The sequence below is a fragment of the Streptomyces sp. NPDC003247 genome, from assembly GCF_042888135.1.
In the GTDB taxonomy this organism is placed as follows: domain Bacteria; phylum Actinomycetota; class Actinomycetes; order Streptomycetales; family Streptomycetaceae; genus Streptomyces.
Map to the genome: position 1 here is coordinate 646,748 of NZ_JBIAPF010000004.1, position 13,882 is coordinate 660,629.

At 72.3% G+C, this 13,882-nt stretch carries 15 protein-coding genes and 1 pseudogene; 5 read left to right on the forward strand and 11 right to left on the reverse strand.

The window, feature by feature from the left end:
• Nucleotide 1: 1 nt before the first annotated feature.
• From ACFYWQ_RS16475 to ACFYWQ_RS16490, 4 genes and pseudogenes are all read right to left on the reverse strand, one after another.
• The gene (locus ACFYWQ_RS16475) at nucleotides 2–1,372 is read right to left on the reverse strand and encodes an NAD-dependent succinate-semialdehyde dehydrogenase (RefSeq protein WP_389517440.1); all 1,371 of its coding nucleotides are present in this window, start codon (nucleotides 1,370–1,372) and stop codon (nucleotides 2–4) included.
• Nucleotides 1,372–2,448: an isocitrate/isopropylmalate dehydrogenase family protein gene (locus ACFYWQ_RS16480; RefSeq protein ID WP_389516972.1), complete on the reverse strand. Its 1,077-nt coding sequence runs from the start codon at nucleotides 2,446–2,448 to the stop codon at nucleotides 1,372–1,374. Before ACFYWQ_RS16480 ends, ACFYWQ_RS16475 begins: the two co-directional genes overlap by 1 nt.
• 21 nt (nucleotides 2,449–2,469) lie before the next feature.
• Nucleotides 2,470–2,805: a 2-hydroxycarboxylate transporter family protein gene (locus ACFYWQ_RS16485; protein WP_389516974.1), complete on the reverse strand. Its 336-nt coding sequence runs from the start codon at nucleotides 2,803–2,805 to the stop codon at nucleotides 2,470–2,472.
• Nucleotides 2,806–2,941: 136 nt separating this feature from the next.
• Nucleotides 2,942–3,205 (reverse strand): annotated as a pseudogene (locus ACFYWQ_RS16490) (hypothetical protein); the annotation flags it as partial.
• A 258-nt stretch (nucleotides 3,206–3,463) separates the two neighbouring features.
• On the opposite strand from ACFYWQ_RS16490, the gene ACFYWQ_RS16495 reads away from it, so the two are divergent.
• The 4 genes from ACFYWQ_RS16495 (at nucleotide 3,464) to ACFYWQ_RS16510 (ending at nucleotide 6,979) form a co-directional block, all read left to right on the forward strand.
• Nucleotides 3,464–3,793, forward strand: coding sequence for an amidohydrolase family protein (locus ACFYWQ_RS16495; RefSeq protein ID WP_389516976.1), 330 nt, complete (start codon nucleotides 3,464–3,466; stop codon nucleotides 3,791–3,793).
• 18 nt (nucleotides 3,794–3,811) lie between these two features.
• The gene (locus ACFYWQ_RS16500) at nucleotides 3,812–4,546 is read left to right on the forward strand and encodes an SLC13 family permease (protein ID WP_389516978.1); all 735 of its coding nucleotides are present in this window, start codon (nucleotides 3,812–3,814) and stop codon (nucleotides 4,544–4,546) included.
• 332 nt (nucleotides 4,547–4,878) lie between these two features.
• Complete coding sequence (locus ACFYWQ_RS16505) at nucleotides 4,879–6,183, forward strand: GH25 family lysozyme (protein ID WP_389516980.1); 1,305 nt, start codon at nucleotides 4,879–4,881, stop codon at nucleotides 6,181–6,183.
• Nucleotides 6,184–6,208: 25 nt separating this feature from the next.
• Nucleotides 6,209–6,979, forward strand: a complete 771-nt coding sequence (locus ACFYWQ_RS16510) for a D-Ala-D-Ala carboxypeptidase family metallohydrolase (protein ID WP_389516982.1) — start codon at nucleotides 6,209–6,211, stop codon at nucleotides 6,977–6,979.
• Here the strand turns inward: ACFYWQ_RS16510 and ACFYWQ_RS16515 are convergent.
• Entirely contained in the window at nucleotides 6,892–7,509 is a 618-nt protein-coding gene (locus tag ACFYWQ_RS16515; protein ID WP_389516984.1) for a helix-turn-helix domain-containing protein, read from the reverse strand. The genes ACFYWQ_RS16510 and ACFYWQ_RS16515 overlap by 88 nt on opposite strands.
• 46 nt (nucleotides 7,510–7,555) lie before the next feature.
• Here ACFYWQ_RS16515 and ACFYWQ_RS16520 point away from each other — a divergent pair, with 46 nt between their 5' ends.
• On the forward strand, nucleotides 7,556–7,987 hold the full coding sequence (locus ACFYWQ_RS16520) for a VOC family protein (protein WP_389516986.1): 432 nt from the start codon (nucleotides 7,556–7,558) through the stop codon (nucleotides 7,985–7,987).
• Here the strand turns inward: ACFYWQ_RS16520 and ACFYWQ_RS16525 are convergent.
• From ACFYWQ_RS16525 to ACFYWQ_RS16550, 6 genes are read right to left on the reverse strand one after another with little or no spacing between them, the layout of a single operon-like run.
• Nucleotides 7,906–8,559 carry a 4'-phosphopantetheinyl transferase family protein gene (locus ACFYWQ_RS16525; protein ID WP_389516988.1) on the reverse strand — a complete coding sequence of 218 codons (654 nt, stop codon included), beginning with the start codon at nucleotides 8,557–8,559 and terminating at the stop codon, nucleotides 7,906–7,908. The two genes, ACFYWQ_RS16520 and ACFYWQ_RS16525, sit on opposite strands and share 82 nt — an antisense overlap.
• The gene (locus ACFYWQ_RS16530; protein ID WP_389516990.1) at nucleotides 8,553–9,680 is read right to left on the reverse strand and encodes an acyl-CoA dehydrogenase family protein; all 1,128 of its coding nucleotides are present in this window, start codon (nucleotides 9,678–9,680) and stop codon (nucleotides 8,553–8,555) included. The genes ACFYWQ_RS16525 and ACFYWQ_RS16530 overlap by 7 nt, the downstream gene beginning before the upstream one ends.
• Complete coding sequence (locus ACFYWQ_RS16535; RefSeq protein WP_389516992.1) at nucleotides 9,673–10,863, reverse strand: acyl-CoA dehydrogenase family protein; 1,191 nt, start codon at nucleotides 10,861–10,863, stop codon at nucleotides 9,673–9,675. Before ACFYWQ_RS16535 ends, ACFYWQ_RS16530 begins: the two co-directional genes overlap by 8 nt.
• The gene (locus ACFYWQ_RS16540; protein WP_389516994.1) at nucleotides 10,860–11,048 is read right to left on the reverse strand and encodes a phosphopantetheine-binding protein; all 189 of its coding nucleotides are present in this window, start codon (nucleotides 11,046–11,048) and stop codon (nucleotides 10,860–10,862) included. The genes ACFYWQ_RS16535 and ACFYWQ_RS16540 overlap by 4 nt, the downstream gene beginning before the upstream one ends.
• 7 nt (nucleotides 11,049–11,055) lie before the next feature.
• Nucleotides 11,056–12,393, reverse strand: a complete 1,338-nt coding sequence (locus ACFYWQ_RS16545) for a type III PLP-dependent enzyme (RefSeq protein WP_389516996.1) — start codon at nucleotides 12,391–12,393, stop codon at nucleotides 11,056–11,058.
• Nucleotides 12,386–13,876 (reverse strand): class I adenylate-forming enzyme family protein, encoded by a 1,491-nt coding sequence (locus tag ACFYWQ_RS16550; RefSeq protein WP_389516997.1) that lies wholly within the window; start codon nucleotides 13,874–13,876, stop codon nucleotides 12,386–12,388. The genes ACFYWQ_RS16545 and ACFYWQ_RS16550 overlap by 8 nt, the downstream gene beginning before the upstream one ends.
• Nucleotides 13,877–13,882: the final 6 nt, after the last annotated feature.

Here is a 13,882-nt window from a genome sequence, read left to right on the forward strand (position 1 = left end):
GTCAGGCGGCGGGGCCGATCCAGACGGTCTTGGTGTTGACGAACTCGCGGATGCCCTCGGCGCCGAGTTCACGGCCGTAGCCTGACTTCTTGATGCCGCCGAAGGGCAGGCGCGGGTCGGAGGCGACCATGCCGTTGACGAAGACGGCGCCGGCGTCGAGGACACGGGTGAGCCGACGGGCGCGGTCCAGGTCGGTCGTCCACAGGGCGGCGCCGAGGCCGTACTCGGTCCGGTTGGCCAGGGCGACCGCCTCGTCGGCGTCGGCGACGCGGGTGATGGCGGCGACGGGGCCGAAGGTCTCCTCGTCGAAGGCGGCCATGCCGGGCGTCACGTGGTCGAGGACGGTCGGCGGGTAGTAGCAGCCCGGGCCGTCGGGGACCTCGCCGCCGAGGGCGAGGACGGCTCCGGCGTCGAGGGTGCGGCGGACCTGGTCGTGCAGGGTGTCCCGGAGGTTGCCGCGGGCCATCGGGCCGATCGCGGTGTCCGGGTCGGTCGGGTCGCCGACCCTCAGTGCCGCCGCGGCCTCGGTGAACGCCGCCACGAACGCGTCGGCCACCGTCTCCTCGACGATGAACCGCTTGGCGTTGACGCAGGACTGGCCGACGTTGACGTAGCGGGCCTTGACGGCGGTGGCGGCCGCGGCCGCGACATCGGCGTCGGCGAGCACGATGAACGGGTCGGAGCCGCCCAGTTCGAGGACCTGCTTCTTCAGTACGGCCGCGGCCTGGGCGGCGACGATCGCGCCGACCTCGGTGGACCCGGTGAGGGTGACGGCCGCGACGCGCGGGTCGGCGATGAGTCCGGCGACCTGGTCGACCTCGATGAGGAGGGTGCGGCACAGGCCCTCGGGGGCGCCGGCCTTGCGGACGACCTCCTCGACGGCGAGGGCGCACTGCGGCACGTTGTTGGCGTGCTTGAGCAGGGTGCCGTTGCCGGCGGCGAGAGCGGGGGCGGCGAAGCGGAAGAACTGCCAGAAGGGGTAGTTCCACGGCATCACGGCGAGGACCACGCCCAGCGGGTCGTAGACGACGGCGCTCTCGGTGGCGTTCGAGGCGACGGGCCGGTCCGCGAGCTGGGCCGGGGCGTGCTCGGCGTAGTAGTCGCAGGTCATGGCGCACTTCTCGATCTCCGCGCGCGCCTCGGTGATCGGCTTGCCCATCTCGGCGGTGATCAGCGCCGCGTAGTGGTCGCGGCCTTCGCGCAGGACGCGGGCCATCTCCCGCAGCAGCGGGGTGCGCTCGGTGAGGTCGCGTCGGCGCCAGTCGGCCTGGGCGGCGGCCGCCGCGTCGAGGACGGCGTCGACCTCCTGCGGTGGCTGCGGGGTGTAGCGGGCGAGTTCGGTGCCGGTGGCCGGGTCGTTGGAGACGATCATCAGGCGGTTTCTCCCGTGTGCTCGATGGTGCGGCGGATCTCGGCGGCGAAGTCGGCGGTGCCGAGGGTGCCGCCGATGTCGCGGGTACGGGTGGCGGGGTTGTCCAGCACCGTGTCCACGGCGCCGGTGATCAGGGCGGCGGCCCGCTGGAGCAGGTCGTCGCCGTCGCGCCGGCCGCGCCAGTCCAGGAGCATCGCGGCGGACAGGATCAGGGAGGTGGGGTTGGCGACGCCCTGGCCGGCGATGTCGGGGGCGGAGCCGTGCTGGGCCTGGGCGACGCACAGGGTGTCGGAGGCGTTGACGGAGCCGCCGAGGCCCAGGCTGCCGGAGAGTTCGGAGGCCTCGTCGGAGAGGATGTCGCCGAACATGTCGGTGGTGACGATGACGTCGAACCGGCGCGGGCTGCGGATGAGCAGCGCGGCGGTGGCGTCCACGATCAGCTCTTCGAGTTCGACGTCGGGGAAGTCGGCGGCCACCTTGCGCACTGCGCGCAGGAACAGTCCGTCGGACAGCTTGACCACGTTGGCCTTGTGGACGGCCGTGACCTTCTTGCGGCGGGCGCGGGCCAGCTCGAACGCGGTCCGGGCGACCCGTTCGCCGGCCTTCGCGGTGACCTTGCGGATCGAGAACGCGGAGTCCTCGTCGGGCATGAACTCCCCCGCGCCCGCGACCATGTTGCGGTCCGAGGAGAAGCCCTCGGTGTTCTCCCGGACGATGACCAGGTCCATCGGGTCGCGCAGGATGCTCAGGTCCGGATGGGAGCGGCAGGGGCGGATGTTGGAGTACAGCGTGAAGCGGGTGCGCAGTTCGGCCGAGGGGTTGACGCCGCCCTCGGCGCGGGGCGGGTAGTCGAGGTGCGAGACCGGGCCGAGGAGCACGCCGTCGGCCTGCGGGACGCGTTCCAGTACGGCGTCCGGCAGGGTCGAACCGGATGCGGCGAGCGACGCGAAACCGATGTCGTGGGTCTCGTACGTCAGGTTCAGCCCGAGCTGCTTGTCGGCGGCGCCGAGCACGTCCAGGGTGGCCGCGGTGATCTCGGGGCCGATGCCGTCGCCGGGCAGGACGAGGATGTTCACGTGGTGCCTTCATAAGGGGGGTCACAGGCCGACGGTGTGGGCGGCCACGAGGGCCAGGGCGACGGTGAGGCCGCCGCCGATGCGGGTGGCGATCTGGGCGAACGGCATGAGCCGCATCCGATCGGCCGCGGTGAGGATGGCGATGTCGCCCGCGCCGCCCATGCCGCTGTGCGTCGCGGTGACGAGGGCGGTCTCGGCGGGGTGCAGTCCGACGCGGCGGGCGACGAGGAATCCCGTGGCGACCATCGCGCACACGGTCAGGACGCAGGTGAGCAGGGGAGCCGGGGAGAAGCCCTCGATCAGGGTCTGCCAGGGGGTCTGGGTGGCGCTGAAGGTGAACAGCATCGGGAAGGCCATGGCGGCCAGGCAGAAGTCGTAGACGAACCGCGAGCCCTGCTGGAGGCGCGGGGTGACGCCGTGGGCGAGTGTGACTCACGAAGACCGCGGCTCCGCCGATGGTCCGCAGGACGGGCAGCCGCTTGCCGATCTCGGCCAGGGCGAAGGCGAAGACCGCCATGATCCCGATGACCACGGCGAGTTCGCCGGTGATGTGGTGCGTGGCGGCGAGGCCGGCGACCAGCGCCGCGAGCACCACGAACACCGGCAGCGGCACGATGCCGATGTCGAAGTCCATGCACCGGTCCCACAGGCGTGGGGGCCGGTGGTCCGCCGCGGCATCGGCGGAGTTCCGCTCGTCCGCGGCAGGTGCGCGCGAGGACGCGTGCTCGGCGGAGGCGGAGCTGGGGAGGTCGGACATAGGGCGTCCTCAAGGCGGCTCAGAGGGGATGGGGCGACGTCGCTGACGGAGATACGGGGCGGCCGTCCCGGACCGTCCAGGGCGAGTGATCGCCGGAGCGGACGGTGATCGCGCCGCGCCCCCGGCACGTCACCGCTGGGGATACGTTAACCACATCGTTTGGTTTTTTGGAAGAGCGTTGTACCAAAAGGGGACCGGGAGTACCGTCCGAGCGCGGCACGTCCGCCACCCCTTCCCCAGCTCGCGCGAGGAGTCAGCATGCCCGCACCGGCACACCCCCGCACCGTCCAGGTTCTCGGCGTCCGGCACAGCCCCGGTCCCGCACTCCCGGACGGCGCCTGCGACACCCACGTACACCTGTTCGATCCCGCCGACCGCTACCCGTACGCGGCCGACCGCGGCTACCTGCCGCCCGACGCGCTCCCCGCCGACCTGCGGGCACTCCACCGGCACCTGGGGATCAGCCGCACCGTGCTGGTCCAGCCCAGCCCGTACGGCACCGACAACACACGTCTCCTTCGTCCGACCTGCGACGCATCCTCGTGGACAACCCGGCGGCGCTCTACGGACGGTGACCGCCGGAGGTGACGGCCGCCGCCTCGGCTCTTGACGATCAGCCGGGTCTCCAGTTACCTACCGGCCAACCGGTACACCGGTTTTCGGTTCATCGGGCACGCCCCGTCGAGACTCCCGAGCGCCCCTCGGGTCCGTCCTCGCGCACGCGCCGCCTCCGCTCCGGCGCCCCGTCGCATCGACCGCACAGGGCGTACGCACCACCGGAGCACCCGTCGCTCCCACGAAACCGCTTCACGGTACGTAGCCGCGACCGCGGCCCTGCTCCTGTTCGCGGTCCCCTACTTCGGCCTGATGACGGAGGTGAAGCTCTTCGATCCGATATCGGCCTGGATCATCCGCGCCTCCCAGGGCGACCCCCTGCGGATCGTCGTCGGCACCGCCGCGCTCTCCCTCCTGGTCGCCCTGGACGGTGACGGCACCACCAGCTACATGATCATCTGTTCGGCGCTCCTGCCCATCTACCGGTTCGAGGGCTTCGGCTTCCCCTTGCACCGCGATCCCGGGTCGCGTTCTGTCGCCTTCTTCCGACCTCCACCCGCTCGGCGGACTCGCCTCAACGAGCCCTGCGCGGGCACCAGTTCGGCCAGCCACACACGAAACCGTGCCCCCCGGCCTCCGGCCGCACGGTCGACGAGCCCGAGTCCCGCCATGTCCCAGCGACCGCGTCTCCGTGCCCATGGCCAGCCGACGCTGACGCTCGGCGAGTGGCTCGGCACGGTTCCAGCCGGCTCGGGCCGTCGATACGGAGTGAACATCGCCGACTGACAACGGCCGCACCCACTGCGCATCTCCACGACGACCGGCCTGAATGGCTATGCGCCTACCCCGGGCACGCACTCGCCCGGCGCCTCATCCCGCCCCGGCCGGTGAGCCCCGGCCGGTGAGCCCCGGCCGGGCGCGGGTGGCCTCGCGGGCGCCGCGCACTGTCCGCGCACCGTCAGCATGCCCGACCCGATACCCCGGGGTGTCGGGGAGGAGGAATCTCTGCGCGTAGATTTCGGGGTCGATCGCCCTTCCCCGTAAGGCGGTTCACTTCTAGGATGCCTGTCATGCTCACGTCGTAACCGTCGTCCTCCCCGCAGATCCGGAGCACTCCCATGCCCTGGCGCAGAAGACAGGTTGCCCCCCTGACCACCTCCACCCGCCGTCGCACCGGAGCGTTCCTGGCCATGCCGCTCGGTGTGCTGCTGCTCCTGCTGTTCGGCGCACCCGGTTCCGCCCTCGCCGCCGGTAGCAAAGACTCCCCGGGCGCTCCCCCGCACGGTGGCGCCCGGGCCGGGGTGTCCCTGGCCGGGTCCGTCTCCGCTGCGGCCGAGGCCGCCACCGCGGACAGCGTCGAGGCTGCGGCGACGGCGGCAGCCAACCCGCTGGGTCTGGACGTGAGTTCCCACCAGGGTGACGTCGTCTGGGCGTCAGTCGCCGCCGACGGCGCCTCCTTCGCCTACGTCAAGGCGACCGAAGGGGTCAGCTACACCAACCCCTACTACAGCCAGCAGTACAACGGCGCCCACACGGCCGGACTGATCCGCGGGGCCTACCACTTCGCGCTTCCGGACGTCTCCGGCGGCGCCGCCCAGGCCGACTGGTTCTTCCGCCACGGCGGGGGCTGGACCGCCGACGGCACCACCCTGCCGCCTGCCCTCGACATCGAGTACAACCCCTACGGCGCCACCTGCTACGGGCTGAGCACGGCCGCCATGGTCTCCTGGATCAAGGCCTTCAGCACCGAAATGTACGCCCTCACCGGCCGCTATCCGATGATCTACACCACCACCAGCTGGTGGACCGCCTGCACCGGCAACAGCTCCGCCTTCGCCGCCACCAACCCGCTGTGGATCGCCCGGTACGCGAGCAGCGTGGGCGCCCTCCCGGCCGGCTGGAGCGCCCAGACGATCTGGCAGTACGCCGACTCCGGCACCTTCCCCGGCGACCAGGACGTCTTCAACGGCACCGCGGCCCAGCTCGAGGCGCTCGCCCTGGGCGGCGGCACATCCACCACCCCCGCCTGGCCGACCGTGGCGAAGGGCGCCACCGGGCAGACCGTGAAGACGGTCCAGTACCTGCTGAACGCCCACGGGGCCGCCCTTGCCGTGGACGGCGACTTCGGCACCGCCACCCACGACGCGGTGCTCTCGTTCCAGTCCGCCAACGGGCTGGAGGCGGACGGGATCGTCGGGCCGCTCACCTGGGCCCAGCTCGCCGTCACCGTGCGAAAGGGCGACAGTGGCGCAGCGGTCTCCGCCGTGCAGAGCGAACTCAACGCTGCCGGAGCCTCGTTGACGGTGGACGGCGCCTTCGGCACCAACACCTACACCGCGGTGGTGGCCTTCCAGTCCGCCCGCGGTCTCACCGCCGACGGCATCGTGGGCCCGCTCACCTGGCGTGCCCTCGTCACCTCCTGAACCTCACCGAAGGAGTCAGTCCGCCATGACCACCTCACCCCGTCCCCACCCAGGCCGCCGGGACCTCCTGCGCGGCGCCCTCGGTATCTCCGCCGCCGCCGGAACCGCCGGCCTGCTGGGCCTCACCACCGCCGTCCCGGCGTCCGCCTACAGCTGGCCCGGCACCCTCTCCCAGGGCTCGACCGGCGCCGCGGTCACCGAACTGCAGATCCGGGTGGCCGGCTGGGCCGCCGACAGCGCCCAGCAGACGTACGTCGCCGTCGACGGCGACTTCGGGCCGGGCACACTGGCGGCGGTCAAGCGCTTCCAGAGCGCCTACGGGCTCACGGCGGACGGCATCGCCGGCCCGGCGACCCAGGTGCAGCTCAACGCCCTGGAAAGCGGGGACGGTTCGACCGCCCACTTCGACTTCAGCGAGTTCTCCTCACACGACGGCGCCGGCTTCGGCGGCGGCAACGTCTCCGCCACCCAGGTCAAGGAGAACGTCCGGCGTCTGATGTACAAGCTGGAGGCGCTGCGCAAGAAGGGCGGCGACCGGGCCGTCACCGTCAACTCCGGCTTCCGCAGTACCTCGTACAACGCTTCGGTGGGCGGTGCCTCCAACAGCATGCACACCTATGGCGTCGCCGCCGACGTGGTGGTCTCCGGGCTGTCCACGCTGTCCGTCTACCGCATCGCCGAGACCTGCGGCTTCTCCGGGCTGGAGACCTACTCCGTCTCCTGGCAGCACGTCGACAGCCGAATCCAGTACGCGTACGGGTCGCAGTTCTGGTGGTGGGAGGACGGAGTGGCGTGATCCGAGGAGGACGATCCGCCGATCCAGATGCACTGGCCGACCGTTCCCGGCCCGCCTGTACGAGCACCGCACGCTCTTCGGCGCGAGCCCGTCGCGCGACTCGGCACCACGCGACCGGCTGTGCAGCCGACAACGGCCGGCCGCACGAGCGGCCGAACCCTGTGGGTGGCGTTCTTCGGTTTCTCCTCCGGCGTCTTGACGATGACCCGCTCGGCGTCCGCGTCGGTGATCTTCCGCGGGACACCGGGCCTCGGCTCGTCGGACAGGCCGTCCATGCCCCGCTCGAGGAACCGCCGCCGCCAGGTGCGGACCGTGTCCGCAGCGATCCCCAGCCGCCGCGACACCTCCCTGAGCGAGTGACCCGCTTCGGCCGTCGACGGCGACGTCAAGCGCGGCCGCCCGCCCCTGCTGAAGATCGGGACACTGCTCACTGCGCACAGCATCGTCATCCCGTCGGCGGCCACCCCGCCCTCCACCCCCACAGCCCTCCAGGCTCGGGTTCGAACCCTGAGCGGCGACCCCAACAGCATGATCGAGACAGCGTGTTGATGATCTGCAAGCCCTTAGCCTGGGGGAATGGAGAAGCGCCCCCGCTACACCCTGTCCGCGGCCGTCCTCGACTGCCCCGATCCGCACGAGTTGGCGGCGTTCTACCGTCGTCTGTTCGGCTGGGCGGTGCGCGAATCGGAACCCGACTGGGTGATGATCGCGCCGCCGGAGGGGGGAACGGGCTTGTCGTTCCAGACCGAGCCCCGCTTCGTGCGCCCCACCTGGCCGGCCGAGCCCGGCGCGCAGCAGATGATGCTGCATCTGGACATCGGGGTGGAGGACCTGGACAGCGCCGTCGCGCACGCCCGGGACATGGGCGCGCAGCCGGCCGACGTGCAGCCGCAGGACGACGTACGGGTCATGCTGGACCCGGTGGGTCACCCGTTCTGCCTGTATGTCCGCTCGTCGGAGGAGTCCGAGGGGGCCTCCGAAGCGGGCCCGGCCAGGCACAGGGGGTAGGGGCAGGCGGGGTGGGTGAGATGGTGCCAGGCCCAGCTCCGCCAGCGACCGGCCCGGGCGCCGAGCGGTACGGGGATGTTCCAGGGCGCGTCCGCGAAACCGCGGCCGGTAGCCTTGACGCAGGCTTCCTGGGCGGTCCAGACGTAGGCGAACTGGATGGCGCGCTCCCGCTCGGGCAGTGCGCGCAGGCGCGCGGCGTCGTCGGGGGCGCAGCACCGTCTGATCAGGGCGGAACTGGGCGGCAGCGGCTCCTGGAGGTCCATGCCGACGGGGTGGTCGGCGAGCGCGGCGGCGACCATGGTGCCGCTGTGGCTGACGCTGAGCCACAGCCCGGGGTGGGCCGGCAAGTAGGGGCGGCCTTCGGGGCGGGTGGCGACAGCGGCGTCGGCGGGAAGCCCGGCCTCGTGCAGCAGGCGCCGTACGAGCAGACGACCGGCACGATGCTCGCGCTCGTGCCCGTGGGCCGGGTGCGGGGAAGGTCCGTGTCGGCCCCAGCCGGCCGGCGCGCACAGTTCGTCGATCTCTGCCCAGGCGAGCCGTCGGCCGGACGCCGGTTCGGTCAGGGTCACCACGGGACGTCGTCCAGCAGGGCGTCGGCGTGGTCGGCCACGGTGTCCCGCAACACCCTGGTGGTTCCGCCGGCGACGCCGAACATCGCCGCCTCGGCGGCCAGGCGGTGCAGACCCTTCGTGCGGAAGGCGTCGGCTCCCCGCAGGCGGGCGCAGGTTCGCACCACGTGGTCGACGGTGGCCGCGCCGGCCGCCTTCAGCGTTGCGGTCAGCGCGGCCACGGGAGGGGTGCCCGCCGTGCCGGGCGCGCAGGCGCGGGCGCACAGCGCCTGTAGTGCCTGCTGTCTGATCACCGCGGCGGCGAACTCCTGACGCACGGCGGGGTCCTGGACCTGCGTCCGCCCCAGATAGCTCCGGTCGCCCAGCCGGGTGCGCGTCTGGGCCAGCACCCTGCGCGACAGGGCGTTCGCCCACAGGCCGCTGGCGAGCCGGTCGGTGCCGATACGGCGGGTGAAGGCGGCAAGCCCCCTGCCGGGCCGTCCCGGCAAGCCGTCCGGGCTCAGGCGGACGGACTCGAAACGCAGCGAGCCCACGCCGGAGCCGGTGAAGCAGTCGGTGGGTTCGGCCTCGACCCGTACGCCGGGAGTGTCCAGGGGCAGCAGGAGCAGGGAGAAGTCGGTGAAGTGCGTGCCGGGGCGGTGGCGGGCGAGGACCAGCGCGTACTCGGCGGTCGTGGCGTTGGTGATCCACCGTTTGCCGCCGTGGAGCGTCCATTGCCCGGTGTCGGGGTCGTGGTCGATGCGTGTGGTCATCGCGGTCAGGTCGGACCCCGGCACGCCGTCGTCCGTGGCCGCCAGGGCGACCGTCGTCTCGCCGCGCTCGGCTCTGCGCCGTACGGCGAGGGCCTGCTGCCCCGGTAGGTCGCGCAGCAGGGGCAGCGCCGCGGCGAGTTGTACGCAGACACCGAGGGTGGTGCCCAGGTCGTACCGTGCGTCCAGGTCGGTGAGGAGCGCGGCGAGCCGGAGGGGAGCCAGGCCGTAGCGCTCGTCGACGTCCGGTCCGTGGAAGAGGCTCGCGATCGTCCCGTCGCGCCCGAGGTTCCGCCACACCTGCGCGGCGGTCCCGGGCTCGGGCTCCGCGTCGACCGGTGGGACGGGCGGACGAATGCGGTGCGTGCTAGGCAAAGCGCACCGTCCGGTCCTGGAGAGTCAGCGCGCCGTTGGCCGTGTGCAGCCGGTCGTTGCTGTAGTTCAGGGAGGCGGAGCGCAGGTCGCGCAGGGCCCGCTCCAGGGCGAGCGGTGTGCCCCGCAGGTATCCCTGGGCCAGTCCGGCGAGTTCGACCAGGTCGTCGACGGCGGCCAGGCACTGCTCGGACGCCGTGATCTTGACCGTGTTCAGCAGCGACTGCACGGAGGGGGTGCTCACCTCGCGCACGCCGTCGGTGTACACCTGCGTCGCGTGCCGCAGGAGGGCGTGCACGGTCTCCAGCCGCTGCCTGGCCTTCGACAGCCGCGTGAGGAGCAGTTCACCGCTCAGGTCCCGGCGCTTGCGCTCCGCCGGGCTGCGCAACCAGCCGACCGTGCGGGACAGGGCGCCGGTCGCGGTGCCCAGCCAGCACGCGGCCCAGCCGAGGTGGGCGAGGGGCGCGAAGGTGGTGACGGTGACGTGGCGGAAGTTGCCGTGCCCGCCGATGACGTGGTCCGTCGGCACCGAGCCGCGCAGCCGCATCGGCACGCTGTCCGTGGCGCGCATGCCGAGGGAGTTCCACTCGCCGGTGACCTCCGCCTCCAGTCGGCCGCGTTCGGCGTAGACGAGGGAGACCTCGTGTGGTGACTTCGCGTCGGGTGCCTGGGTGGTGATGAGGAAGGCGTTGGCGTACCGCCCGCCGGTCACCACCGGGGCGGCCCGGTCCAGGACGAGGTGGTCACCGGCCCTGTGCAGCGCGGGGTCCGAGGTGAGGAGGTGGCCGCCGGTCGTGGCGCCGGTCGTCACCGAGGCCAGGTACACCTCCCCCGCGGCGATCCGGGGCAGGAGGCGGTCGCGCAGCGCCGGGGCGGCGTGGTCGCGTACGGCGGCGACCTGCTGGCAGTGCATGGTGAAGATCATGGCCGTGGACAGACAGTCCCGGGCCAGGAGGGCACTGATGTCGAGCATGTCGGACAGGCTGCCGCCCATTCCGCCGTGGCTGGTGGGCACGAGCAGACCGAGCAGGCCGGAGCTGCGCATGCCTGCCAGGGCCTCGCGGGGGAACGTCGCGTGTTCGTCGCAGTCGGCCGCGTGCCGCCGGACGGTCTCGGTGAGGGCCTTCAGGCCGGCCTCCGCTCCCGGGTGGTCCGACCTGCGGGTGGGGGCGGTGGCCGAGGTCATGCCGCCTCCGACCGGCCGCGGGTGGCTTCGACCGCCTGCCACAGGCTCCGGGCGGTCGCGAAGGTGGCGTCGTTGAGGTACTCGTCGTCCAGGGTGATGCCGTACGCGTCCTCGATGTCGAACATCAACTCGATGGCCTGCATGGACGTCAGGCCCATCGTCGGCAGGGGCGTCTCCTCGGTCACCGGTTCGTCATCGGGCAGGAAACGCAGGTGCGGCCGGAGCAATTCGGTGAACGTGGTCTCCATCGTCGGTTCCCTTCAGGGATGTGGTCGTCTCCGGCACCGTGATCGCGGTGCGGTGCAGGGTGAGACGGGTGGTGCCCAGGTGCCGCCGACCGTCGGTGACGACTTCCAGGGGCAAGGGGTGGCCGAGGAACAGGGCGAGACTGGCGGACAGGCCGTACGCCCCCACGTTGGGGACATGGACGAGGTCGCCGGGTTCGCCGGCCGCCACGTGGGCCCCGCCGGCCCAGGTGTCCAGGGGTGTGCACAGCGGACCGCAGACCATGGTCGCCTCGTCCGCCGCGACGGCAGGCGCGGTGTCCGGGTCGGTCACCACCTGCGGGCGGATGGGCGGCACCCGTTTGAGGCCGGCCATGCCGCCGAGGTGGTGGATGCCGGTGTCCAGGACCATGACACGGCGGCCGTGGGAGTGCTTCACGTCGAGCACCCGGCCGTAGAGGCGGCCGCACGTGGCGGTGAGATAGCGGCCCGCCTCGAAGGCGACGCCGGGGCGGCCCTCCCGCCACCCGGGGAAGGCCCCGTCGAGTGCGGCGGCCAGTCGTCCGGCGAGCGAGGGGTAGTCGGGCAACTCCCCCTCGCGCGCGTAGGGAGCGGCGAAGCCGCCTCCCAGATCGAGCGTCTCCAGCCGGATGCCCAGGATCTCCCGGACCCGCACGGCGGTCTCCACCGCGATGAGGAACTGCTCGGTCAGCGCCTGTTCGTCGGCGAGGTTCGTCGCCAGGTACAGGTGGAGTCCCCGGCAGACGGCCCGCGGATGGCGCGTGAACTCCGACGGCTCGTGCCGGATGGAGTCCAGGTCGGCACCGAACGGGGAGGGCAGGCCTGTCATGGTGAGACCGGTGGCGGTGGCGGCCCGGTCCGGGTTGACGCGCAGCAGGTATCCGGCCGTGGTGCCGTGCCGGGCCGCCTGTGCGGCCAGTTGCCGGACGGCGTGCGCGGAGTCCAGCGAGAACAGCCGTACGTGCGCCGCGAGTGCGGCGCCCACCTCCTCGTCGCTCTTGCCCGGGCCCGTGTACAGAACGTCCTGAGGGCGAACGCCGGCGGCCAGGGCCGTGCGCAGTTCACCGGCGGAGCTGACCTCGGCGCGGCAGCCCCGCCCCAGCAGGGTGGCGACCACCTCGGGGTGCGGATTGGCCTTGACGGAGTAGTAGAGCTCGCTGGGTGCGGGCAGGCAGGAACGCAGCCGGTCGTGTGCGGCCCGTACGGTGGCCAGGTCGTAGACGTAGGCGGGGGTCGGCCCGTGGTAGGCGTGGGTCGGCCCCGGGCCGGCGGCGGTGTCAGACACGGCTCTCCTCCGTGATCCAGCGGGTCAGCGTCTTCTTGTCGGTCTTGCCGTTGGCGCTGGCCGGGAGCCGGTCGACCGACACGCACCGCGGCGGGACCTTGTAGTTCTCGATCCACTGCCTGAGCTGCGGCAGGACCGTGTCCGGGGCGGCGTCGCCGGAGACGACGAGAACGGCTTCGGGGTGGTCGGTGTCGGGTACCAGCACCGCGGCGGCCGTGACACCGGGCACGCGCCGGGCCGCCGCTTCGACCTCGACGGCGCTGACCCGGAAGCCGTCCTGCTTGTAGATGTCGTCGCGCCGTCCGGTGAAGCGCAGGTATCCGTCCTCGTCGACGGAGCCGTAGTCGCCGGTGCGCAGTTCGGGGAAGAGGCCGTCCCGGCGGACGAAGCGCTCCGCGGTCAGCTCGGGGCGCCGCCAGTAGCCGGCCATGACGTGCGGGCCGCGCACCGTGATCTCGCCGACGGAGCCCGGGGGTTGCCGGTTGCCGTCGGCGTCGACGGTGAACACCTCGGTTCCGTCCAGGGGGCGGCCGACGGTCCCGGTCCTGGTCAGGTCCTCGTCCGGCTCCATGATCGACACGCGTTTGCACTCGGTGAGTCCGTACATCAACTGCACGCGCATGTCCGGCAGTTGTGCGCGCAGCCCGGCCAGCGTCGCGTCCGGCATGGCCGCACCGGTGTTGGTCAGCAGGCGCAACGGCGGCCTGGGGCCGGGCCTGCGGCGCAACAGGGTGAGCAGCGCCGCGGCGACCGGCGGCACGGCCGGCAGCACGGTGGTGCCGGTGCGTACGAGGGTGCTCAGCAGAGCGGGACCGGCCTCGGCGCGGGTTGCCAGATGAAGGTGGGCGCCTGCCGCGGCACACAGGAACACCTGGTAGAGGCCGTAGTCGAAGGAGAGGGGAAGGAAGCAGTGCACGACGTCGTCCGCGGTGTAGCCGAGCCGTCGGCCGATGGCGGTGGCGGCGAAGACCACCTGGGCGTGCGTGGAGACCACGGCCTTGGGCAGCGCGGTGGTGCCGGAGGTGTAGACGAGGCACACCGGGTCGACCGCCAGCGGGAGTCGCGAGGTCGCCGGGCCCGGTCCGGCGGGAAGGTCGTCCAGCTCATCGAGGGTGAGGTGCCGGATGCGCGCCTCGCGGGCGGCCCGGCCGGTCCCCTCGACACCGGTGACCACCAGGCGCGGTGCGCAGTCGGCGAGGATGTGGCGCAGGACCGGTCCGGTGACCTCCTCGTGCACGACGGTGAACACCACGCCCAGGCGTGAGGCGGCGAACAGCAGGGCCGGCAGGTACGGGTGGGCGCAGTCGGTCACGAACAGACGGTCCCCGCGCCGCAGTCCGCAGGAGTCGAGGACACCCGCCAGCCGGAGACTGGTGTCGCGCAGTTCGCCGTAGCGCAGGGTCCGGTCGCCGCGGGTGACCGCAGGCGCCGTGGGGCGCCGAATGCGGTCGTCGAGGAGGTCGTGCAGCAGGTGAGGTGCCACGTCTCA

What these genes read in the sequence shown, in the direction of transcription:
- ACFYWQ_RS16475 (WP_389517440.1), bottom strand. Translation starts at nt 1,372, where the DNA reads ATGATCGTCTCCAACGACCCGGCCACCGGCACCGAACTCGCCCGCTAC.
- ACFYWQ_RS16485 (WP_389516974.1), bottom strand. Translation starts at nt 2,805, where the DNA reads ATGGCCTTCCCGATGCTGTTCACCTTCAGCGCCACCCAGACCCCCTGG.
- ACFYWQ_RS16495 (WP_389516976.1), top strand. Translation starts at nt 3,464, where the DNA reads ATGCCCGCACCGGCACACCCCCGCACCGTCCAGGTTCTCGGCGTCCGG.
- ACFYWQ_RS16505 (WP_389516980.1), top strand. Translation starts at nt 4,879, where the DNA reads ATGCCCTGGCGCAGAAGACAGGTTGCCCCCCTGACCACCTCCACCCGC.
- ACFYWQ_RS16510 (WP_389516982.1), top strand. Translation starts at nt 6,209, where the DNA reads ATGACCACCTCACCCCGTCCCCACCCAGGCCGCCGGGACCTCCTGCGC.
- ACFYWQ_RS16515 (WP_389516984.1), bottom strand. Translation starts at nt 7,509, where the DNA reads ATGCTGTTGGGGTCGCCGCTCAGGGTTCGAACCCGAGCCTGGAGGGCT.
- ACFYWQ_RS16520 (WP_389516986.1), top strand. Translation starts at nt 7,556, where the DNA reads ATGGAGAAGCGCCCCCGCTACACCCTGTCCGCGGCCGTCCTCGACTGC.
- ACFYWQ_RS16535 (WP_389516992.1), bottom strand. Translation starts at nt 10,863, where the DNA reads ATGACCTCGGCCACCGCCCCCACCCGCAGGTCGGACCACCCGGGAGCG.